Genomic DNA, 19692 nt, shown 5'->3' with positions numbered 1-19692 from the left:
GAGCGAGACGCGATTTGGTTTGTGCCGGAACACATTTGCTATGCGCGCTGCCGACACGGAAAACGGCGAGCTCACCCCGCCTGCTGAGCCGCGATGGCCCAGTCGGCGGGGGCTCGCCGTGGCCTGGCAGTGCCGGGAAGGTCCAGCCAGGTCAGGTCGATGGCGCTGCTACAGCGTGCGGTCGGCGCCGGTGCGCGGCGGCGGCGCGGCCGCCAGCGCGGCGTTCTCCGCCGCGGTCAACTGCCTGGCGCGCAACACGAAACGCATGCCCTGGCCCGCTTCCAGCGATTCCGCGCTGGCCTGCCCACGCACCGCGTCGACGGTGAGGTGGGTGTCCTTCCAGCATTCGAACTGCTCGGGACTGATCCAGAACTCGGTCTGCCAGCTGAGCCTGCCGAGCAGGACGTCGGCCTTCTCGATCGGGAACTGCCTGGCGGACAGGCACACCGGCGCGGCATCGGCGTCGTCGCAGCCCTCGCCCGCCTGGCGGAACAGCACCGGCCCGTTGTCCTCGATCAGCCTGCGCAACAGCGTCTGTGCTCGTTCGGTGATCTCCACACGGTGGATCCGGTTCTGCATCAGAACATCCCGAGTTTCGTCGTCGAATAACTGACCAGCACGTTCTTGGTCTGCTGGTAGTGCCCGAGCGCCATGGCGTGGCTCTCCCTGCCGAACCCCGACTTCTTGTAGCCGCCGAACGCGGCGTGCGCGGGGTAGGCGTGGTAGCAGTTGGTCCACACCCGGCCCGCCTTGAGGCCGCGACCGAGCCGATGGGCGATATTCATATCGCGGGTCCACACGCCGGCACCGAGGCCGTAGAGGGTGTCGTTGGCGATGCGGATCGCCTCGTCGGTGGTGTCGAAACGAGTCACCGCGACGACAGGCCCGAAGATCTCCTCCTGGAAGATCCGCATCGTGTTGTCACCCTCGAAGACGGTGGGTTCGATGTAATACCCACCCGGCAGTCCGTCGACCTTGCGTGCTTCCCCTCCAGTGAGCACGCGGGCGCCTTCGGCTCTGCCGATGTCCAGGTAGGACAGGATCTTCTCGTACTGGTCGTTACCGGCCTGCGCGCCGATCATCGTCTCGGTGTCGAGCGGATGACCGGACACGACGGCCTCGGTGCGGGCGATGCAGCGGGCGAGGAACTCGTCGTAGATCGACGAGTGGATCAGCGCACGCGACGGGCACGTGCACACCTCGCCCTGGTTCAGGGCGAACATCACGAAACCCTCGATCGCCTTGTCGAGGTAGTCGTCGTCGGCGGCCATGACATCGGGCAGGAAGATGTTGGGGCTCTTGCCGCCCAGCTCCAGGGTCACCGGGATGATGTTCTCGCCGGCGTACTGCATGATCAGCCTGCCGGTGGTGGTCTCGCCGGTGAAGGCGATCTTGGCCACTCGCGGACTCTGCGCCAGCGGTTTGCCCGCTTCGACGCCGAAACCGTTGACCACGTTGAGGACTCCGGGCGGTAGTAGATCCGCGATCAGCTCGACCACCAGCAGCAGCGAGGCCGGCGTCTGCTCGGCGGGTTTGATCACCACGCAGTTGCCTGCCGCGAGCGCGGGAGCCAGTTTCCAGGCCGCCATCAGGATCGGGAAGTTCCACGGGATGATCTGCCCGACGACGCCGAGCGGCTCGTGGAAGTGATAGGCGACGGTATCGGGATCGATCTGGGAGATCCCGCCCTCCTGGGCGCGCAGGACGCCGGCGAAGTAGCGGAAGTGGTCGACGGCCAGCGGTAGGTCGGCGGCCAGGGTCTCGCGGACCGGTTTGCCGTTGTCCCAGGTCTCGGCGACCGCCAGTGGTTCGATGCTGTTCTCGATCCGGTCGGCGATCTTGTTCAGGATGTCGGCCCGCTCGGCGACCGGGGTCGCGGCCCAGCGGTCGGTGGCCCGGTGCGCCGCCTCGAGTGCCATGTCGATATCGGCGGCGCTGGATCTGGCCACCGCGCAGAAGATCTCGCCGTCGACGGGGGAGGTGTTGTCGAAGTAGCGGCCTTCGATGGGGGCGGCCCAGTCACCTCCGATGAAGTTGTCGTACCGGGCGGCATAGCTGACGATGCCGGTGTCCGATCCGGGTTTGCCGTAGATCATGCGCCTCGCTCCTCGCGACCCTTGCGTGGTGGGACACACTATGGTCGGCGAAGGTTGGTACGAGGTTGGTGAGCGCGTATGCGCAGGTCAGCCCTGGCGGGCGGTGTAGAGGCGGGCGGTGACGACGGCCCGGCGGACGTCGTCGCGCGGCAGCAGGCGCAGGGCGTGCTCGTGCACGGCGGCATCGCCGGGGCAGCGCTGGCCGAACGCGACCGCGTGCTCGGCGCGGTCGCTGCCGAGCACCGCGTTGCGGATGCCGACATCGAGGTGGGCCCGCCACTGTTCGACGCCGGGCAGGTCCGAACCGGGCAGCAGCGGACCGCGATACAGCCACAGCGCCGAGGTGAGATCGCCGCCCTCGATGGCGGCGAGCAGATCCACCGCATCGCAGGACACGGGCCCGGTGAGCATGTAGCGCCGGTTGGCGATCTCGCCGCGGGTGGCCCGGCGCAGATGCGAGACATCGGCCTTGAGCGTGTTCAGCGACACCGCCCGGTCACCGTAGACCGCGGCGTGCAGCTGTTCGGGGGTATAGCCCTCGGGTTCCAGCGCAAGCAGGGCCAGGATCTCGAGCTGCCGCGGCGGCAGCGGGACGGGTCTGCCGTCGCGCAACAGCCGTGCGGCGCCGAGGCATTCGAGCCGGACACCCGGCGCTGGGGTCGGCGCTTCGGCGCGCAACATCGTCTCGACCGCGGTTACCAGCGCGCGGACCGAGGTCATCACCATCGGGTGCGACCGTTCCCAGCTCGAGGACAGGTCGAGCACGCCGACCTGCCTGCCGTCGGGGCCGTGGATGGGCGCGGAATAGCAGACCCAGCCGTGCAGGGCGGCGACCAGATGCTCGGCGGAGAACACGGTGACGGCCTTGTCGTCGTGCAGCGCGAGCGACAAACCGTTGGTGCCCATATGGCTTTCGTCCCACACACCGCCCGGCGCGAAGTTCACCTGTTCGCCCTGACGGCGCAGGGTGCGATCGCCCGCGGTCCACAAGATGGTGCCCGATTCGTCACTGACGACGGCGAGATAGCCGGAGTCCTCGGCGATTCCGCGCAGCTGTCCCGCGAGTTCGGTGACCGGCCTGCGCAGCGGTGACTCCGACCAGCGGTCGCTGATGTCGTCGAATCCGGGGGCGACGGTCTGGGCGGGGTCCACCGTGTTCAGCGAGCGCTGCCACGACTTGGCCACCTCCTCGCGCACCGGGCCGGTGTCGCGTGGCAACTGCAGGGGACGCGACGGTGCCGCGAGCCGGTTCCACTGCTGTTCGAGCGCGCCACGATAGTCGGCGAGCCGGTCCGGCCTGGGCGGTCCGGCGATCGGGTCGTCGTGTGCGCCCACGTTCACTCCCTGCTCGTCGGTGGCGCCTTCCTGTCTATCAGCTGCGCCACCGGTCTGTGCGCCGATTGCCGCCAGGACGACCAGGTCACCGGCGCATGCCCTGTCGTGGCGGCTTGACGCCGCCGTCGGCTACTTGTTCAGGAACAGGCCGGCGATGTCGGCGTTCTTGATCGGGGTGTCGACATTGCGCTGGCCCGCGCACAGCAGGTCGACCTGCACGATCATCGAGTCGACCAGGGTGCCCGCCGGCTCGTTGTCGGTGCCGTTGCGCTCCTTGATCGCCTTGGTGATGGTGATCCGCTTGGTGTCGGCATCCTGGTTGACGTACTCGCGGCACGGAGTGTCGCCACCCTGGTTGAGCACCCGCTCGACCTCGGCACAGCCGCTCGCCAGGACCGCCAGGACCGCGACGCCGACGGCGAGCGCGCCGGTTCGGGTGGTGGCGTGCATGATTCCTCCTGGAGTGTTCGCCGAGCGCGGTCGCGCGTCGAGTGGCCTTCAGACTAGGCGGTACGGATCAGGTGCGGTGGATCCGCAGCGGAACGAGCTGTTCGGCGGCGGTCAGCGAGCCGTGGTGGCCGACCATCATCGACTGCAACGGCTCGGCTCCGGTGCGCACCACGCCACCGTCACCGCACGCGATGACGACGAGGTCGCCGATGCGAGCCGCGGCGTCGGCGGTGACCCGCGGCCCGAACCAGCCCGCTTCGACGGCCTCGGCGCGGGTCTTGACCAGGAAGTCGTGGCCGAGCGACCCGGTCCAGGTGTCGGCGACGGTGGCGGTGGCGCCCTCGACGGTGTAGACGTGGCGGGCGCGCGGTTCGCCCCCGAGCGTCACCACACCCTCGGGCAGGTACGGGTGGGTGTCGAAGTCGATCCGGTCGGCGAGCTCGACCATGCCGTGGTCGGCGGTGACGATCAGCGCCGTGCGTTCGGGCAGTCGCGCGGCGAGCTCGGCGGCGATCCGGTCGGCGTTGGCGAGCTCGAACCGCCAGGCCCGCGAGCCGGGGCCGCGGGCGTGACCGGTGGTGTCGAGATCCGCGTGATAGGTGTAGACCAGGGTTTTCGGCGCCGAGATGATCGCCTGCAGCACACCGTCGACGAGATCGCCGACCGAGAAGGTCGGCCGGAAACCGCCGCCGCGCCAGCCCGCCTTGGTGAGGCCGGAGCCGTCCTGGTAGCCGGGCGCGACCTGGATCGCGGCGATCCCGGCCGCGGTGGCACGCTGGAAGACGGTGGGCTGCGGCTGGATTCGGTCGGGCGGGAACGCCGTCAGCGCGTCGACCTTCGGGCCGTCGCCGGTGAGGGTCCAGCGCAGCGTGTTGAACAGCCGCTCCTCGTCGGGCAGGCGCAGCAGGTAGCCGACGACGCCGTGCTCGCCCGGCGGCAGGCCGGTCCCGAGGGTGGTGAGGCTGGTGGCGGTGGTGCTCGGGAACCCCGCGGTCATCGTCGCCGGTGGCAGGCTCGACAGGAACGGCGCGGCGTCGGCGTTGGCGGCCAGCGCCTGTGCGCCGAGGCCGTCGATGAGTAGCACGCACACCCGGTCGACATCGAGACCGAGGGCGAGCCGGTCGGTTTCGCCGTCGACGCCGAGACAGGCGAGCACGGAGGGGAGCAGATCGGCGAGGGAGCCCTGGCCGTACCGCGGGGTCAGCAAGTGATTGTCGTTCACGCCTGTCCGGTTTCGAATCGGCTGATCAGCCCGTCGCGCACGACGAACCGCCAGGTGGTGCGCATCGAGCCCCAACGGCTGTTGGTGTAGCCGGCGGTCAGCTCCAGGCCGTCCGCGTCGACCGACTCGACCTCCAGATGCCCGTTGCTGCTGAAGATCTCGGCTTCGGTCCACTGCGCGAGATCGCGTTCGACGCCGTCGTCGGACATGGTCGCGTCCTCGGTCAGTACACCGTAGAAGCGGCCGGTGTCCTGGGCGTTGAGCGCGTCGACGAACACTTCGACCACGGGATCGAGTTTCGCGGTGGCAGACATCGGGTCTCCTGCTCGGGTGGGCACACGAGGCAAATGTGGTGCTACCACTGTAGGTGAACGCGCGTGTCCGGCAGGGGGAATAGGCGACGGCGCGTCAGGCGCCGGGGCGGGGCGGGGAGATGAGGTCGGTGAACGCGCGCATGATCGCGTCGACGAGCTCGGGCGCCTGCGTGCCCATCTGTTCGCTGCGCTTCTCGAGTTGTCCGTCCAGCCACAGTGAGGCCAGGCCGTGCGCCAGCCCCCACCAGGCGACGGCGAGGGTTTCGGCGCGGTCCGCGGGCAGCACGCCGGCCGCGACCGCCTCGGCGACGGTGTCGTCGAGTATCTCGTACGCGACGTCGGCGGCGAGGTGTGCGTCCGGGTGCTTGTCGGGCTGGGACAGCTCGGGCCGGAACATCAGCCGGAACTGCGCCGGATGCTCGCGGGAGAACCGTACGTAGGCATCGGCGAGATCGGTCAGCATGCCCAGCGGTGTGGTGGCGGCGGCCTTGGCCGCGGCGAGGTCGGCGGCGAGCTGCTGGAAGCCGTCGATCGACAGCGCCGACAGCAGCGCGGCGCGGTCGGCGAAATGGTGATAGGGCGCGCCGCTGCTGACCCCGGCCTCGCGGGCGACGCGACGCAGGCTCACGGCGGCGAGGCCTTCGCTCTCGATCAGGCGCAGGCACGCGTCCATCAGCGTGGCCCGCAGGTCGCCGTGGTGGTATCTGGTGCGCTTCACCCTCCGAGCCTATGCGAGACGTCCCAGGAATTTGGCACTGGACAGCAAATCTATGCAGTGTTTAGATTATTTGAGCACCGCTCAGATAGCGGCCTCCACTGAAGGGTGAACATCATGACCACACGGGTACTCGTCACCGGCGCGACAGGTTTCGTGGCCGGCCACTGCATCGCCGAACTGCTCGAGCACGGCTACGCCGTCCGTGGCACCGTGCGCGACCTCGCCGCGCACGGCAAGCGCGCGCACCTGACCGAACTCGCCCGCCGCCTCGGCGGCGACCTCGAGTTCGTCGCCGCCACCCTCGACGACGACGCGGGCTGGGCCGAGGCGGTGGCGGGCTGCGACACCGTGCTGCACGTCGCCTCGCCGTTCCCGTCCACGCCGCCGGACGACGAGCAGGCCCTGATCGGCCCCGCCGTCGACGGCACCCTGCGGGTGCTGCGCGCCGCCGCGGCGGCCGGGGTGCGGCGCGTCGTGCTCACCTCGTCGGTGGCCGCGGTCGCCTACGGGCACGAGGTCGACGAGGAACGGACCGAGGCCGACTGGTCGGTCGTCGACCGTAGTCCCGCGTATCAGAAGAGCAAGACCCTGGCCGAGCTCGCCGCCTGGGACTACGTCGAATCACAGGGAGGCGGACTCGAACTCGTCGCGGTGAACCCCGGGATCGTGCTCGGGCCGCTGCTGGACACGACGACCAGCACCTCACACGAGCCGATCCGCCGTCTGCTCAACCGCGACGTGCCGGGGTCGGTGCACACCGGCTGGACGCCGGTCGATGTCCGTGACCTGGCCGTCGCGCACCGGCTGGCGATGGAAGTGCCGGCGGCGGCGGGCAACCGGTACATCTGCGCGGCCGAACCGCTGTGGATGGGTGAGCTCGCCCGGCTGCTGGCGCGTGACTACAACCCGCAGGGCTTCCGCGTGCCGACCCGGGTACTGCCGAACTGGCTGGTCCGCCTGGTGGCGGTCTTCGACAAGAGTGTCCGGCTCACGGTGCCGGTGCTCGGCCGCACCGAATACGTCAGCGCCGAGAAGGCGCGGCGGGAACTGGGCTGGACCATGCGCCCGATCGAGGACACGATCCGCGACACCGCCGACAGCCTGATCGCGTTCGGCCTCGTCACCGCGCCCGGTGCGCGACGGGCGGCACCCGCGGCGCAGGCCGGAACTCGGTGAGCGGGATCAGTCTGAGCGTCAACGCCATTCCTGGCGTTGCAGGTCCTGGATCACCGGGTGCATAAGGGTCGACACTTTGGGATCGACGGCGCGGCGGTCCGGCGGGAACACGGTGGCCGCGGTGAGGGTGCGATCGTCGAGGGAACGCAGTGGGCCGGGGGAGCGCAGCGCCGGTGCCGGGTTCTCCCCGGTCGCGGCGAGGATGAAACCCCAGTCGCCGAAGCTCGGGACGTCCACGTGGTACGGCGTGGTGCGCAGCCCGGCCGACCGCAGGGTGGCGTCGATGGTCCAGAAGGAGCGCGGCGCGAAGAACGGCGACCCGGACTGCACCACCATGCGGGCGCCGGGCGCCAGCACAGTGGCGGTCATCGCGTAGAACTCCTGCGAGTACAGCTTGGCGACCGAGGTCTGGTCGGGGTCGGGCAGGTCGACGATCACCGCGTCGAAAAGCCCTGGCGCGCCGCGCAACCAGGTGAACGCGTCGGCGGTGACGACCCGCACCCGCGGGTCGTCGAAGGAGCGCTGGTTGAGCGTGGTCAGGCGTTCGTCGGTGCGGGCGAGCTCGATCATCGCCGGATCGAGTTCGACCAGCGTCACCTGGCCGACATCGGGGTAGCGCAGGATCTCGCGCAGCGCCAGGCCGTCGCCGCCACCGAGGACAAGCACCGAGCGATGCGCGCCGGCGAGCACCGGGTGCACCAGCGCCTCGTGATAGCGATACTCGTCGACCGAGGAGAACTGCAGCCCACCGTTGAGATAGAGCCGGGTGTCGGTGGTGCCGAAGGGGGAGAACGATTCGGTGAGCACGATCTGCTGGTACGGCGTGCGCGTCTGCCAGACGATCGGATGGGCGAACAGCGCCTGCTGCGCGGTCGCCTCGAACCGGTCGGCGTAGAGATAGGTGCCGGTGAGCCCGCAGGCCACCACCACGGTCGCGGCGACCAGTACGTGCCGGGCGGCGCGCGTCATCTGGGCGCGAAAGAAGAAGAACGCCAACGCCAGTCCGGCGACGGCATTGACCACACCGACCACGAGACTGCCGCGGATCTGCCCGAACACCGGCAGCAGCAGGAACGGGAACGCCAGTCCGCCCAGCAGCGCACCGACGTAGTCGGCGGCGAACAGATCGGCGACCGCGCCGCTGGCCTCCTGCTTGCGGACCTGCTGGAGCAACTCCATCAGCAGCGGGATCTCGGCTCCGATCAACATCCCGATCACCGCCGCGGCCAGCACCAGCGTGCCGGTGTAGACATTGAGCCAGGCGTAGCTGGCGTACAGCGCCGCCACCGACAGGCCGCCGATCACGGCCAGCGCCAGCTCGACCGCCACGAACGCGGCGGCAGCGTGGCGGCGCAACGGTTTCGCGGCGAGCGCGCCGACGCCCATCGCGCATACCATCACGCTCAGCGTGATCGAGGCCTGCGCCGCGGTGTCACCGATCAGGTAGCTGCCGAGGGTCACCAGCGACAGCTCGTACACCAGACCGCAAGCGGCGCAGACGAACACGGTCGCCAGCAGCGCCGCCCTGGCCAGGCGGTGCACGGGCATCAGGTGAGGCCCGCGGCCACCACCAGCGCGACCGCGACGTGCGCCGACGCCGTGACCCACACCGCGGGATGCGGTTCCGGATCGGCGACGACGGCCCGGAAATCACCGGGGGTGAGCGCGTCGAGCAGCACGAACGCCAGCGCCATCGCCGCGAGGCCGATCACGCCGTAGATCGCGCTGGCCAGCAGTGCCTGCGCGATCTTGCCCTCGGAGGTCCAGATGGCCGTGGCCACGATGATGCCGACGCCGAACAGGTTCGAGGCGAGCAGGATCGCGGCATTGCGGTTGCGTTCCAGCCAGATCTGGGCGCGCAGATCGCCGGGCGTGAGCAGATCGACGATGCCGAAACCGACAGCCATCAACACGATTCCCACCGCGGAATAGGCGAGCGCGGCGCCCGCGTCCGCCGCCAGGTCGGCGAGCATGAGGTCCTCCTGTGCTGTGTGAGGCGAGCCGCCTCGATGAACTACTTGCCGCCGTTGTCGCTGCCGCCGCCGCGGAAATCCCCCGCCGCGGAGCCGCTGTTCCAGCCGTAGGTGCTGGTGTGCGCGTGGTGGCGGCGGGTGCCGTTGGCGAGACTGTCGACAAGCACCAGCGATCCGCCCGCGTGCGGCGACACCGCGACGAGATCCTTGTCGAAGCGCAGGTAGTGGTTGTCGCCGGTATTGCGGCGGCCGCGCGGGTCGGTGGCCTTGGCGATCGCGGCGGCGACGGCGGCCGGTGCTGCGGTCGTGGTGAACGCGAGCCCGTCGTTGACCTGGTCGAGCTGGCGGGCGCGCTGATAGCGCTCGGCGACGAACTCCCGCGGATCCTCGTCGCGGGTCACCACGACCACCACGATCACGGCGACGATGGCGACGACCACGGCGACGATGCCGGCCACGATCCATCTGGTGCGATTCATCGTCACCGCGGCGCCCCGGAACCGGTGCGCCGCACGACTGTCGGCGATGCGCTGATGAGAAAACCCTCCCCGTGAAAAACTGGCCGGACTGTATCACCCGGTGCGCGCGCATCGAAAACCGTGCGGTGGCTACGTCTCGGCGGGCAACCAGTCGCGGGCCGGATCGTAGTCGAGCCACCGCCGTTCGCCCGCCGCCCGGATCAGGGTGGTGAGCAGGGCTTCGAGCTGCGGCGGTTCGGGGCGGGTGCGCCAGATCAGCGACCACGCGTAGAGCGGCGTCGGATCGACGAGGGGGATCGCGCGGACGCCGGGGATTTCCGGTGCCGGCACGTCGGCGGGCAGCAGCACGAAGCCGCGCGGATCGGCCGCCAGCGCGGACAGCATCGGCGCCAGGCCGAGATTCGGGGTGGCGCGATGCTCCGCGATACCGAATCGGTCCGCGAAACGAGCCAGGAAATCGAGGCGGTCCAGCGCGGCCGGGGTGTGCAGGACGCTGCCGCGCAACTGGTCGGGGCGCAGTTCGGTGGCCGTGGCCAGCGGATGGTCGGCGCTGACGAAGACGTCGACGGGTTCCAGGCGGATCAGGCGATGGGTGAGGCCCCCGGGCAGGGGCGGGTGCACCCGGCCGAAGCCCGCGTCGGTGTCGCCGTGGGTGAGGGCGGCGGCGACGGCGGGCAGGTCACGGCCGTGGCCGGGTTCCAGCGGCGGGGCGCCCGGCGCGGTCGCGATCCCGGCGAGGGTACGCAGCGGCGCGTAGAGGTGTCCCCAGACGTCGACACGCAGGGGGCGCTGCTCCGCCTGGAGCGCGGCGACGGCACGGTCGTTCGCCTCGAGGGTTTCCTGTGCGCCCGGCAGAAAGCGGGCACCGTCGTCGGTGAGCCGTACGCCGTGGTGGTCGCGGTCGAGGAGCCGGACACCGAGGGATGATTCCAGCCGCGCCACCCGTTTGGACAACGCTTGCTGGCTGAGTCCGAGGGCCGCGGCGGCATGGCCGAAATGCCGTTCCTCGGCGACGAACACGAAGGCGCGCACGGTCGCCAGATCCAGATCCACGGTCGTCGACAGTAGCCGTACCCAGTGGTGACAACCGATCGTTGTCGGTGTCGTCGCCGGGTTGTTGGCGGGTTGGGCCCGCCCGGCGGTTGTCTCGGGGCATGCAGCGTTTGATTCCGACCGGCGATCCGGAGCGACCGGTCGCCTTCACCGAGGCGGCCGAACCGGTGCCGCGATCCGACGAGGCGCTGGTGCGCGTCGAAGCCTTCGCCCCGAACCGCGGCGAGACGTTCCTGCTGGAGAATCCGCATCCGGACCTGTTGCCGGGCAAGGATATCGCCGGGCTGGTCGTGCAGGCCGCGGCCGACGGGTCGGGCCCGCGGATAGGGACCAGGGTGGTCGGTCACCCGCCGCTGGGTGGCTGGGCCGACTACGTCGCGGTGCCCACCGACGCGCTCGCCGTCCTGCCCGACGCCGTCGACGCGGTGACGGCCGCGGCCCTGCCACTGGCCGGGATCACGGCCGTGCGCCTGCTGCGCGCGGCCGGCGCCGTGCCGGGTGCGCGGATACTGCTGACCGGGGCGTCCGGCGGGGTGGGGCACTACCTGACCGAGCTGGCCGCGGGTGCGGGCGCCGAGGTCACCGCGGTGACGGCGACGCCGGAACGCGGCAGGCGGCTGTCGGCACTCGGTGCGACCCACGTGGTGCACGACATCGCGGACGCGGCAGGCCCGTTCGACCTCGTGCTCGAGTCGACCGGTGGTTCCGCGGTGGCCGCGTGCCTGGCCCGGCTGCGGCCAGGCGGCACGCTGATCTGGTTCGGGCAGGCCGGCCGTACCCCGGCGACCCTGGACTTCTTCGACTTCTTCGCCGGACCCGAGAACGCGACGATCCGCCACTTCCATTACGCGGGCGGGCCATACGGCCGCGATCTCGACACCCTGGTGCGTTGGGTGGCCGGCGGCCGGTTGCATCCGGAGGTCGGGCTGGTCGCCGACTGGTCCGAGACCGCGCGGGTGCTCGTCGACCTGCGGGAACGCCGGGTGCGAGGCAAAGCCGTGCTGACCACGAGCACCGCCCGATGAGCGCCGAATTGGTCGAGGCCCTGTTCAGCCGGGCCACCGGCGCCGGTATCGATCCGCACGACTACCGGCGGATTTGCGCCCAGATCGCCGCGCCCGCCGACTGGGCACCGGCGTGTGCGGCGGCCGCGGCAAGGTACCGGACAGCGCCGGGTTCGGCGATCACCCGCGGCCACCAGCTCCTGATGGCGGCCCGCTGGTCGCACCTGGCGACACTGGTCCCCGACGAGAACCATGGGGCCAACGCCGACGCGGCGGACTCCGCTGCCGAACAAGGCTTTTCCCTGCTGGAACCGACAGCGCGGCGCATCACCGGTCCCGGCTTCACCGGCATCCTGCGCGGCCCCGCCGACGCGGCGGGCACGGTGATCGTGGTGCCCGGTCTCGACTCCGGCAAAGACGAATTCCACGTCCTCGCCGACGCGCTCCTCGCGCGGGGCGTCGCGGTCTTCGCGATGGATGGTCCCGGGCAAGGTAGCCGCGCCGCGACATCGGTTCTCACCAGCGACTATCCGGCGGTCATCGGTGCCGCGATCGACGCACTCGGTGTCGCGCGGGTCGGCGTCGTCGGGCTGAGCCTCGGCGGCTACTACGCCGCGGCAGCCGCGGCCCGTGCATGAACCGGAAGACTCCGCCGCTGCTCGCTGCGGGCGCGATGAGCGAGGACTTCGCGGCGACGGCGGCGGGCCGGGTGGTGGTGGGCCGCTTCGGCACGGCCGACGAGATCGCCGCCCTCGTCGCCTTCCTCGGCTCCGCCGACGCCTCCTCTGGGAACGGCCAGGACATCGTCGTCGACGGCGGTTTGGTGGCGGCCTACCCGAGCTGACGCGGTCGCCGCCACAGCAGGGTGTACCGCCACATCAGGCGGCGGCGGATCTGCGCACCCGGCAGCAATTCGCCGGTCACCGAACGGATCTCGGACAGCGTTTCCCGCGGGTCGCGCACGGCGGCGCCCGGTCCGCCGAGTTCGCGGCGCCGCCACCAGTCCAGGCCGCGGATCGCGGGCAGCAACGGCAGGTAATGGAAGTCGGTGAGGGGATGCATCTTCCACAGACCCACCACCGCGAGGGTGCCGCCGGGCGCGACCAGCCGGCGTAGCGCCGCGAGGCCGTCGCGGATCGGGACGTGGTGCAGGGTCGCGACCGCGGTGACCACGTCGAAGGTGTCGTCGAGCTCGCGGAAGTCGGCCTGCTCGAGATGCACGGTGGGCGCGGGCGGCGCGGTGGCGATCACCTCGGCGTCGATGTCGACGCCGAGGACCGCGTCACAGCGGGTGGCGAGCTTGCGGGCGAGCAGGCCGTCGCCGCAACCGATGTCGAGTGCGGTGCGGGCCTCGGCCGGGACCTGCTCGAGGATCCAGGGGTGGTACTGCGTGTTGTGATTCCAGTAGGGGTCCATCGACATGCCACGACAACGGGCAGGACCGTGATGAGGTTCCTGGCCGCGAACCCGGTCCGCGCACAGGCGGTTCCGGTCCTATCCGCGGCCCGCCGCGTAGCCGGCCAGCCAGTCGGGGAACTGGGTGAGGTCGTCGAGGACGACATCGGCGCCGGCGGCCCGCAATCCGTCGGCGTCGTAGGGCCCGGTCGTCACCCCGACCGCCAGCACCTCGGCGGCCTTGGCGCCGCGCATGTCCCCGGCGTGGTCGCCGACGAAGACGTGCGCGGATTCGGCCCGCAGGACCTCGGCCTTGCCGGTGGACCACAGATCACCGGCGAGACGGTCGATCTCCCAGCCGAGATGCTCGATGTGCAGTCGCGCGTTCGGCTCGAACTTGCCGGTGACCACCAGCGTGCGTCCGCCACCCGCGCGCACCGTGTCGAGCGCGGCGGTCGCGCCGGGCAGCGCGGGGATGTGCGGGACGACATCGGGATAGAGCGCGCGGAACCGGGTGACCAGGTGGGGGATCAGGTCGTCGGGTGCGCCCGCGTCGGCGAGCAGGGTGGCCAGCGGCGGCCCGAGGTGGTCGGCGAAGTGGCTGCCCACCATCGGCAGATCGAACTCGCGCGCGAGGGTGTCGATCGCCAGGGCGACACCGGGACGCGAGTCGATGAGGGTCATGTCGAGATCGAAGCCGACGGTGAGGGTCACGAGACCGAGCGTATCGCCGACGCCGCCGCCTCCTGGTCAGGGGCTGATTCACGTGGAACGCCGGATGCACTCGATGCCGAAAACGCCTGGGGGAGTGCGGTTGTGTGATGCACAGCGTGCATCACTGCACCGATGGTAGGAAGTATGGCGGTTCCGGGGCGGACGAGGCAGCGCCAGGTCACTGCCTCGTCCGCTGGTTCAGTGCAGAGGAATGCACGGTCACCGGCAGTGACTGCCACTGTGCACCGACTGCCGTGTTCAGCTACTGGCCGCCGCGGTGAACGGCGCGACCACCGGCACCGCCGCGGGCCGGGACGGGTGCCGCCACACGCCCTTGCGCTCCAGAATCGGCAGCACACCCTCCCCGAACCAGTACGCCTCCTCCAGGTGCGGGTACCCGGACAGGATGAAATGGTCGATCCCGAGCGCGGCGTACTCGAGCAGCCGCTCGGCCACCTCCGCGTGCGATCCCACCAGCGCCGTCCCCGCGCCGCCACGGACCAGACCGACCCCCGCCCACAGGTTGGGGGCGATCTCGAGCCCGTCGGTGCGCCCGTCGTGCAGCTGCGCCATCCGGCGCTGACCCTCGGACTCACTGTTGGCGAGGCTGGCCTGCACCCGCGCGATCTCGCCCGGCGCGATGCCGGCCAGCAGCCGGTCGGCCTCGGCCCACGCCTCGGCGGCGGTATCGCGGCTGATCACGTGGATGCGCAGACCGAAGTCGACGGTGCGGCCCTCGATCGCGGCGAGGCCACGGATCCAGTCGAGCTTCTTCGCCACCGCGTCGAGGGGTTCACCCCAGGTCAGATAGGTGTCGGCGTAGCGGGCGGCCACCGGGCCCGCCGGGCCGGAGGAGCCGCCGAAGAAGACCGGCGGAACCGGGTCCGGCCGGGCGCTGAGCAGCGCGTCGCGCACCCGCAGGTGCTCTCCGGTGAAACTGACCGGCTCGGTCGACTCCCACAGCTCGCGCACGATGTGCAGGAATTCCCCGGTGCGGGCGTAGCGCTGCGCCTTGTCCAGGAAGTCGCCGTAGGCCTGCTGCTCGCGCGGCTCGCCACCGGTGACGACATTGAGCAGCAGCCTGCCGCCGGAATGCCGCTGGAACGTCGCCGCCATCTGCGCCGCCAGGGTGGGACTGACCAGGCCGGGACGCAGCGCGACCAGGAACTTCAGCGTCTCACTGGTCTGGACCAGCATGGCGGTGGTCAGCCAGGCGTCTTCGCACCACGCGCCGGTCGGGGTCAACACGCCCTCGAAGCCGTTGTCCTCGGCCGCGGCCGTGAGCTGGTTCAGGTAGCGCAGCGTGGCCGGGCGATCGCCGGACATGAAGCTGCCGTGTCCGCCGGCGACCAGCCCGCGCGAATCGCCATACGTGGGCAGGAACCAGTGGAACGACAGTCCGCGCTCGGTCATGTCCGCCTTTTCGTCGCAGTGATGGGAGTCGGTTATCGACTCTGACCGGCGAGGGCGGCGACGTCACGGATTCCGATCACCGTGCGCGCAACCCCCGACACGCCGCGGCGCGACCGAACCGAACTAGACGTAACTATGCGAAACACGTAATCTTGCCGGAGGCTCGGGCGACGATGCGCGAGCGGCGACGGACCCTACGAAACGAGTTTCCTCAATGACGCGGCATGTCGACGTACTGATCATCGGCGCTGGCCTGTCCGGAATCGGCACGGCTTGTCACCTCACCCGCGAGCAGACCGGACGCAGCTACGCGATCCTGGAGCGCCGCGAGAATATCGGTGGCACCTGGGACCTGTTCAAGTACCCCGGCATCCGCTCCGACTCCGACATGCTCACCTTCGGCTTCGGGTTCCGTCCCTGGATCGGCACCAAGGTGCTCGCCGACGGCGCCAGCATCCGGCAGTACGTGGAGGACACCGCCAAGGAAAACGGCGTCACCGACCACATCACCTTCGGCCGCAAGGTCGTCACCGCCGACTTCGATCGCACCTCGGCCGTGTGGACCGTCACCGCCCTGATCGAGGCGACCGGCGAGACCGAGACATGGACTGCCAACTTCCTGGTCGGCGCCAGCGGCTACTACAACTACGACGAGGGCTACCAGCCCACCTTCCCTGGCCAGGACGACTTCCAGGGCCGGATCGTGCACCCGCAGCACTGGCCCGAGGACCTGGACTACAAGGGCAAGAAGGTCGTCGTCATCGGTTCCGGCGCCACCGCGATCACGCTGATCCCGTCGATGGCCGACGACGCCGCGCACGTCACCATGCTGCAGCGTTCGCCCACCTGGATCCAGGCGCTGCCCTCCGAGGACCCGGTCGCGGTCGGCTTCAAGAAGTCGCGCGTGCCCGACCAGATCGCCTACAAGATCGGCCGCGCCCGCAACATCGCCCTGCAGCGCGCCAGCTTCCAGCTCTCGCGCACCAACCCCGAGCTGGCCAAGAAGCTGATGCTGGCCCAGGTGCGGCTGCAGGTCGGCAAGAACGTGGACCTGCGCCACTTCACCCCGAGCTACAACCCGTGGGATCAGCGCCTGTGCGTGGTGCCCAACGGCGACCTGTTCAAGGTGCTCAAGAGCGGCAAGGCCGACATCGTCACCGACCGCATCGCGAAGTTCACCGAGAAGGGCATCCTGACCGAGTCCGGCCAGGAGCTCGAGGCCGACATCATCGTCACCGCCACCGGCCTGAACGTGCAGATGCTCGGCGGCATCACCATGAGCATCGACGACGAGCCGGTGAAGTTCAACGAGACCGTCGCCTACAAGAGCGTCCTGTACTCCGACATCCCGAACTTCCTGATGATCATCGGCTACACCAACGCGTCCTGGACGCTGAAGGCCGACCTCGCCGCCGCCTACCTGTGCCGCGTCCTGAACATCATGCGCGACCGCGGCTACACCACCTTCGAGGTGCACGCCAACCCCGAGGACATCGCCGACGAGTCGCTGATGGGTGGCGCGCTCACCTCGGGCTACATCCAGCGCGGCAACGCCGCGATGCCGCGTCAGGGTGCCCGTGGCGCCTGGAAGCTGGTCAACAACTACTACCGCGACCGCACGCTGATGCACAAGGCGCCGATCGAGGACGGCGTCCTGCGCTTCAGCAAGGTCGGCACCGCTGTCAAGCCGGGCGAGAAGGTCGCGGGCGCCTGACCTAGCGCGACGTCGACGGGGTCCGTCACACCATCGGTGTGGCGGGCCCTTTTCGCTGTGCTGGGCCCGATCCGCTTGTGCCGAGCCGATTTCGGTCGCCCGGGCGAATTGTCAGCGCCTCCCGTACTATCGCGATCGAAGACACCGCCCGGGGAGATGAGGGGAGGACGGTGTGGGATCTCGCCTACCGGCGACCATCCGTGACGCGGGGATGTGGCTGCGGCGTTTCGCCGCGACGACACCGGGTGTGCTCGGTGTGGTGCTCGTGGTGATCACGGTGGCCTGCGTGGTCGCCGGACTGACCGCGGGACAACAGCTCGACGCGAAGGCCGGGCGGACCGAACAGGTGCTGGACCGGACCGAGCCGCTGGCGTTCGCCGCGCAGAGCCTCTACGTCGCGCTGTCGGCGGCCGATGCCGGTGCGGCGACGGCGTTCCTGTCCGGTGGCATCGAATCGCCGCAGGTGCGTGACACCTACGAGCAGTCGCTCGCCGAAGCCGCCGCGGCACTGGCGGAAGCGACCGCGGGCGCGACCGACGCGCAGACCAGGGCGATCGTCGCCCGGATCGCCGCCGACCTGCCGACCTACACCGGTCTGGTGGAGACCGCCCGCGCCAACAACCGGCAGGGCTTCCCCGTCGGCTCCGCCTATCTGCGGCAGGCCTCCGACCTGATGCAGACCTCGTTGCTGCCCAACGCCGAACAGCTCAACAAGGCCCGCTTCGCCGCGGTACGGGAGGATCAGCACCGCATCGGCGCGCTCCCCTTGACCACGATCGTGCTCCTGCTGCTCGTCCTGGCCGCCTGCGCCGCCGGTTCGGTGGTGCTGCTGCGCCGCACCAACCGGCTGGTGAACGCCGGTGTCGCCCTGGCCGCGGCCGCCGCGCTGCTAGCCGTGCTGTGGTCGGTGGGCGCCACGCTGACCGCCGCGCACCTGCTCGACACCGGCGACTCGGGCGCCGGTGCGCGCGTGGAGAACCTGGCGGGCGCCCGCATCCTGGCCCAGCAGGCCCGCACCGACGAAACGCTCGCTCTGATCACCCGCGGCGACATCACCGCCCCCGAAGCGGCCTTCCACACCCACACCACCGACCTGGAACAGCGCCTCACCGCCGCGGGGGCAGCCGACTCCGAAGCGGCCCGCGCACTGACGAATTGGGCCGCGGGCCACAACGCCCAGCGCACCGCCTACGAGAAGGCCGACTACACCGGCGCCGTCACCCAGGCGATCGGCACCGGCCCCGACAGCTCGGCCACCAGCTTCGCCCGCCTCGACCACGAACTCCGCGACGCCCTCGCCCAGGCCCGCACCGACCTGCGCGACGGCGTCGACGCCGCCGGAACCACCTTCACCCTCAGCCCCTTCGGCACGCTGATCCTCCTGCTGGCCGCCGCGGGCGCGGTGACAACCGGCCTGTGGCCCCGAATCAAGGAATTCCTTTAACTCTTCCCACGGCTGTAGCCGGGGGATTTTCAGCTCGGACCGCACCAGACGTATCCCCGGAAGGAGGCGCGCAGTGTCTTATGTCGTCAGCGCTGACACGGTCGAGATCTACCGTGGCTGCGAGAATGACTGCGGCAGCGTTGCGGTCTCGGTCTGCCGTGTGCCCGCAGGATTCGCAGCGGAATGTTCTATCGCCCAGTGCGAGCCGCTGTTTGGCTCTCACAGAGCAGCTCGCGCAGGTCATGGTTGTGTAAGCGGGCGGAACCAACACCACCTTCCGGCCCGCCCGCGTGCCACGTTCGATCAGTTCACGTTTCGCGCTCCCGATCGCGGCGTCCGCTGCTTTGCGAGCCATCGTGGAACGGGCCAGGAACCGGGGTTTGAAATCCTCGACCGCGATCGTGTGGTGCTCGGCCACGACCCGTCGCGCCCACACTCGGGCGGCATGAGTGTTCTGGCGGGCCGCTTTCTTGTGCAGACGAGCGGCTTCACAGCGGGCTCGCTGATAGCCCCGCGACGGGGTTTCCCCGCGCGGACGACGGCGTCGAGCCATCTTCCGTTGTGCTCGGGCGAGTTCGGCGGCGCACCGGCGACGGTGCCCCGCGTAGGGCATGTCGTATTCGGGATCGGTGGTTGTCGCAGTGGCGGTGACGCCCCAGTCGATGCCGATGGCACCGGTCACGGGGGGTGCAGGCTCGACCGTCCGGCGGGTCACGAACGACGCGTACCAGTGGCCGAGGGAGTCTCGGTACACGCGGACCGATGTCGGTGCCGTCGGCAGCTCCCGCGACCACACAACGGGAATCGACACCTTGCCGGGCAGCCACAATGTGCGCTCTCTGATGGAGAATCCGCGCGTGGTGTACTCCAGCGACGGCAGGGAAAGCTTACGGCGCTTGACCCTCGGACGTCCGCACCCTTTCACCTTGAACGAGCGGTCGAGGCCGACCGAGTACGTGCGCAACGTTTGTTGTTGGGCGACCTGGGACCCTTCTCGCAACCAACTGGTACGGGCGCGCGCTTCGGTGAGCATTTTCGACAATCGCGCGAAGGTCGGCCTCGCGCCGCTGCGTTGCTGGTGCACGGCTTCGTTCCACAGATACCGGCACCGATGCCATTCGGATTCGAGCGCTCTTACCGCGTGCGCACCAGGCCGCAAGCGATAGGTGAAACGCACGACCTCGTCCACGCC

The 19692-nt window shown here is 70.0% G+C and carries 21 protein-coding genes; 6 read left to right on the top strand and 15 right to left on the bottom strand.

Annotation, left to right across the window (positions count from 1 at the left end; translation table 11 throughout):
* Positions 1-168: 168 nt before the first annotated feature.
* The 7 genes from ACWF82_RS27210 to ACWF82_RS27180 all read right to left on the bottom strand — a co-directional run bounded on the left by ACWF82_RS27210 (position 169) and on the right by ACWF82_RS27180 (position 6135).
* Complete coding sequence (locus ACWF82_RS27210) at positions 169-579, bottom strand: DUF779 domain-containing protein (protein ID WP_452505652.1); 411 nt, start codon at positions 577-579, stop codon at positions 169-171.
* On the bottom strand, positions 579-2096 hold the full coding sequence (exaC, locus tag ACWF82_RS27205; protein ID WP_452505650.1) for an acetaldehyde dehydrogenase ExaC: 1518 nt from the start codon (positions 2094-2096) through the stop codon (positions 579-581). Before exaC ends, ACWF82_RS27210 begins: the two co-directional genes overlap by 1 nt.
* A gap of 87 nt (positions 2097-2183) precedes the next feature.
* Positions 2184-3431 carry a transcriptional regulator gene (locus ACWF82_RS27200; protein WP_452505648.1) on the bottom strand — a complete coding sequence of 416 codons (1248 nt, stop codon included), beginning with the start codon at positions 3429-3431 and terminating at the stop codon, positions 2184-2186.
* Between the two features lie 129 nt (positions 3432-3560).
* A complete protein-coding gene (locus ACWF82_RS27195) occupies positions 3561-3881 on the bottom strand; it encodes a hypothetical protein (protein WP_452505646.1) in 321 nt (106 codons plus the stop codon).
* A 67-nt stretch (positions 3882-3948) separates the two neighbouring features.
* Positions 3949-5103: an alkaline phosphatase family protein gene (locus ACWF82_RS27190; RefSeq protein ID WP_452505644.1), complete on the bottom strand. Its 1155-nt coding sequence runs from the start codon at positions 5101-5103 to the stop codon at positions 3949-3951.
* Positions 5100-5417: a nuclear transport factor 2 family protein gene (locus ACWF82_RS27185; RefSeq protein ID WP_452505642.1), complete on the bottom strand. Its 318-nt coding sequence runs from the start codon at positions 5415-5417 to the stop codon at positions 5100-5102. The genes ACWF82_RS27190 and ACWF82_RS27185 overlap by 4 nt, the downstream gene beginning before the upstream one ends.
* A gap of 94 nt (positions 5418-5511) precedes the next feature.
* Complete coding sequence (locus tag ACWF82_RS27180; protein ID WP_452505640.1) at positions 5512-6135, bottom strand: TetR/AcrR family transcriptional regulator; 624 nt, start codon at positions 6133-6135, stop codon at positions 5512-5514.
* A 114-nt stretch (positions 6136-6249) separates the two neighbouring features.
* On the opposite strand from ACWF82_RS27180, the gene ACWF82_RS27175 reads away from it, so the two are divergent.
* On the top strand, positions 6250-7311 hold the full coding sequence (locus ACWF82_RS27175; protein WP_452505638.1) for an NAD-dependent epimerase/dehydratase family protein: 1062 nt from the start codon (positions 6250-6252) through the stop codon (positions 7309-7311).
* An 18-nt stretch (positions 7312-7329) separates the two neighbouring features.
* Here ACWF82_RS27175 and ACWF82_RS27170 read toward each other — a convergent pair whose 3' ends face one another.
* The 4 genes from ACWF82_RS27170 to ACWF82_RS27155 form a co-directional block, all read right to left on the bottom strand.
* Positions 7330-8859: a polyamine aminopropyltransferase gene (locus tag ACWF82_RS27170; RefSeq protein WP_452505636.1), complete on the bottom strand. Its 1530-nt coding sequence runs from the start codon at positions 8857-8859 to the stop codon at positions 7330-7332.
* The gene (locus ACWF82_RS27165) at positions 8859-9284 is read right to left on the bottom strand and encodes a DUF350 domain-containing protein (RefSeq protein ID WP_379307322.1); all 426 of its coding nucleotides are present in this window, start codon (positions 9282-9284) and stop codon (positions 8859-8861) included. Before ACWF82_RS27165 ends, ACWF82_RS27170 begins: the two co-directional genes overlap by 1 nt.
* A gap of 41 nt (positions 9285-9325) precedes the next feature.
* Entirely contained in the window at positions 9326-9763 is a 438-nt protein-coding gene (locus ACWF82_RS27160; protein WP_452505634.1) for a DUF4247 domain-containing protein, read from the bottom strand.
* A gap of 129 nt (positions 9764-9892) precedes the next feature.
* Positions 9893-10816 (bottom strand): LysR family transcriptional regulator, encoded by a 924-nt coding sequence (locus tag ACWF82_RS27155; RefSeq protein WP_452505632.1) that lies wholly within the window; start codon positions 10814-10816, stop codon positions 9893-9895.
* Between the two features lie 101 nt (positions 10817-10917).
* Here ACWF82_RS27155 and ACWF82_RS27150 point away from each other — a divergent pair, with 101 nt between their 5' ends.
* The 3 genes from ACWF82_RS27150 to ACWF82_RS27140 are packed head-to-tail and all read left to right on the top strand — an operon-like array spanning position 10918 to position 12664.
* Positions 10918-11841, top strand: coding sequence for a zinc-binding dehydrogenase (locus ACWF82_RS27150; RefSeq protein WP_452505630.1), 924 nt, complete (start codon positions 10918-10920; stop codon positions 11839-11841).
* The gene (locus tag ACWF82_RS27145) at positions 11838-12458 is read left to right on the top strand and encodes an alpha/beta hydrolase (RefSeq protein WP_452505628.1); all 621 of its coding nucleotides are present in this window, start codon (positions 11838-11840) and stop codon (positions 12456-12458) included. Before ACWF82_RS27150 ends, ACWF82_RS27145 begins: the two co-directional genes overlap by 4 nt.
* Positions 12455-12664, top strand: a complete 210-nt coding sequence (locus ACWF82_RS27140; RefSeq protein WP_452505626.1) for an SDR family oxidoreductase — start codon at positions 12455-12457, stop codon at positions 12662-12664. The genes ACWF82_RS27145 and ACWF82_RS27140 overlap by 4 nt, the downstream gene beginning before the upstream one ends.
* On the opposite strand, the gene ACWF82_RS27135 is transcribed toward ACWF82_RS27140, so the two are convergent.
* The 3 genes from ACWF82_RS27135 to ACWF82_RS27125 form a co-directional block, all read right to left on the bottom strand.
* On the bottom strand, positions 12652-13242 hold the full coding sequence (locus ACWF82_RS27135) for a class I SAM-dependent methyltransferase (RefSeq protein ID WP_452505624.1): 591 nt from the start codon (positions 13240-13242) through the stop codon (positions 12652-12654). The two genes, ACWF82_RS27140 and ACWF82_RS27135, sit on opposite strands and share 13 nt — an antisense overlap.
* 72 nt (positions 13243-13314) lie before the next feature.
* Positions 13315-13929: an HAD family hydrolase gene (locus ACWF82_RS27130; protein ID WP_452505622.1), complete on the bottom strand. Its 615-nt coding sequence runs from the start codon at positions 13927-13929 to the stop codon at positions 13315-13317.
* A gap of 258 nt (positions 13930-14187) precedes the next feature.
* On the bottom strand, positions 14188-15342 hold the full coding sequence (locus ACWF82_RS27125) for an LLM class flavin-dependent oxidoreductase (RefSeq protein WP_452505620.1): 1155 nt from the start codon (positions 15340-15342) through the stop codon (positions 14188-14190).
* Between the two features lie 214 nt (positions 15343-15556).
* Between ACWF82_RS27125 and ACWF82_RS27120 the strand changes: the two genes are divergently transcribed.
* Positions 15557-17056, top strand: coding sequence for a flavin-containing monooxygenase (locus tag ACWF82_RS27120; RefSeq protein WP_452505618.1), 1500 nt, complete (start codon positions 15557-15559; stop codon positions 17054-17056).
* Between the two features lie 172 nt (positions 17057-17228).
* The gene (locus ACWF82_RS27115; RefSeq protein WP_452505616.1) at positions 17229-18500 is read left to right on the top strand and encodes a hypothetical protein; all 1272 of its coding nucleotides are present in this window, start codon (positions 17229-17231) and stop codon (positions 18498-18500) included.
* Here ACWF82_RS27115 and ACWF82_RS27110 read toward each other — a convergent pair.
* On the bottom strand, positions 18484-19689 hold the full coding sequence (locus ACWF82_RS27110) for an RNA-guided endonuclease InsQ/TnpB family protein (RefSeq protein WP_452505614.1): 1206 nt from the start codon (positions 19687-19689) through the stop codon (positions 18484-18486). The two genes, ACWF82_RS27115 and ACWF82_RS27110, sit on opposite strands and share 17 nt — an antisense overlap.
* Between the last annotated feature and the right edge of the window lie 3 nt (positions 19690-19692).

Source organism: Nocardia sp. NPDC055053, assembly GCF_053608285.1.
Note: the sequence above shows the minus strand (reverse complement) of the source record. Positions and strands in the feature narration are given on the sequence as shown.

Bases quoted from the DNA above. Each gene is read 5' to 3' on its own strand.
- ACWF82_RS27210 (WP_452505652.1), bottom strand. From the start codon at position 579: ATGCAGAACCGGATCCACCGTGTGGAGATCACCGAACGAGCACAGACG.
- exaC (WP_452505650.1), bottom strand. From the start codon at position 2,096: ATGATCTACGGCAAACCCGGATCGGACACCGGCATCGTCAGCTATGCC.
- ACWF82_RS27195 (WP_452505646.1), bottom strand. From the start codon at position 3,881: ATGCACGCCACCACCCGAACCGGCGCGCTCGCCGTCGGCGTCGCGGTC.
- ACWF82_RS27185 (WP_452505642.1), bottom strand. From the start codon at position 5,417: ATGTCTGCCACCGCGAAACTCGATCCCGTGGTCGAAGTGTTCGTCGAC.
- ACWF82_RS27175 (WP_452505638.1), top strand. From the start codon at position 6,250: ATGACCACACGGGTACTCGTCACCGGCGCGACAGGTTTCGTGGCCGGC.
- ACWF82_RS27170 (WP_452505636.1), bottom strand. From the start codon at position 8,859: ATGCCCGTGCACCGCCTGGCCAGGGCGGCGCTGCTGGCGACCGTGTTC.
- ACWF82_RS27165 (WP_379307322.1), bottom strand. From the start codon at position 9,284: ATGCTCGCCGACCTGGCGGCGGACGCGGGCGCCGCGCTCGCCTATTCC.
- ACWF82_RS27160 (WP_452505634.1), bottom strand. From the start codon at position 9,763: ATGAATCGCACCAGATGGATCGTGGCCGGCATCGTCGCCGTGGTCGTC.
- ACWF82_RS27150 (WP_452505630.1), top strand. From the start codon at position 10,918: ATGCAGCGTTTGATTCCGACCGGCGATCCGGAGCGACCGGTCGCCTTC.
- ACWF82_RS27145 (WP_452505628.1), top strand. From the start codon at position 11,838: ATGAGCGCCGAATTGGTCGAGGCCCTGTTCAGCCGGGCCACCGGCGCC.
- ACWF82_RS27140 (WP_452505626.1), top strand. From the start codon at position 12,455: ATGAACCGGAAGACTCCGCCGCTGCTCGCTGCGGGCGCGATGAGCGAG.
- ACWF82_RS27135 (WP_452505624.1), bottom strand. From the start codon at position 13,242: ATGTCGATGGACCCCTACTGGAATCACAACACGCAGTACCACCCCTGG.
- ACWF82_RS27125 (WP_452505620.1), bottom strand. From the start codon at position 15,342: ATGACCGAGCGCGGACTGTCGTTCCACTGGTTCCTGCCCACGTATGGC.
- ACWF82_RS27120 (WP_452505618.1), top strand. From the start codon at position 15,557: ATGACGCGGCATGTCGACGTACTGATCATCGGCGCTGGCCTGTCCGGA.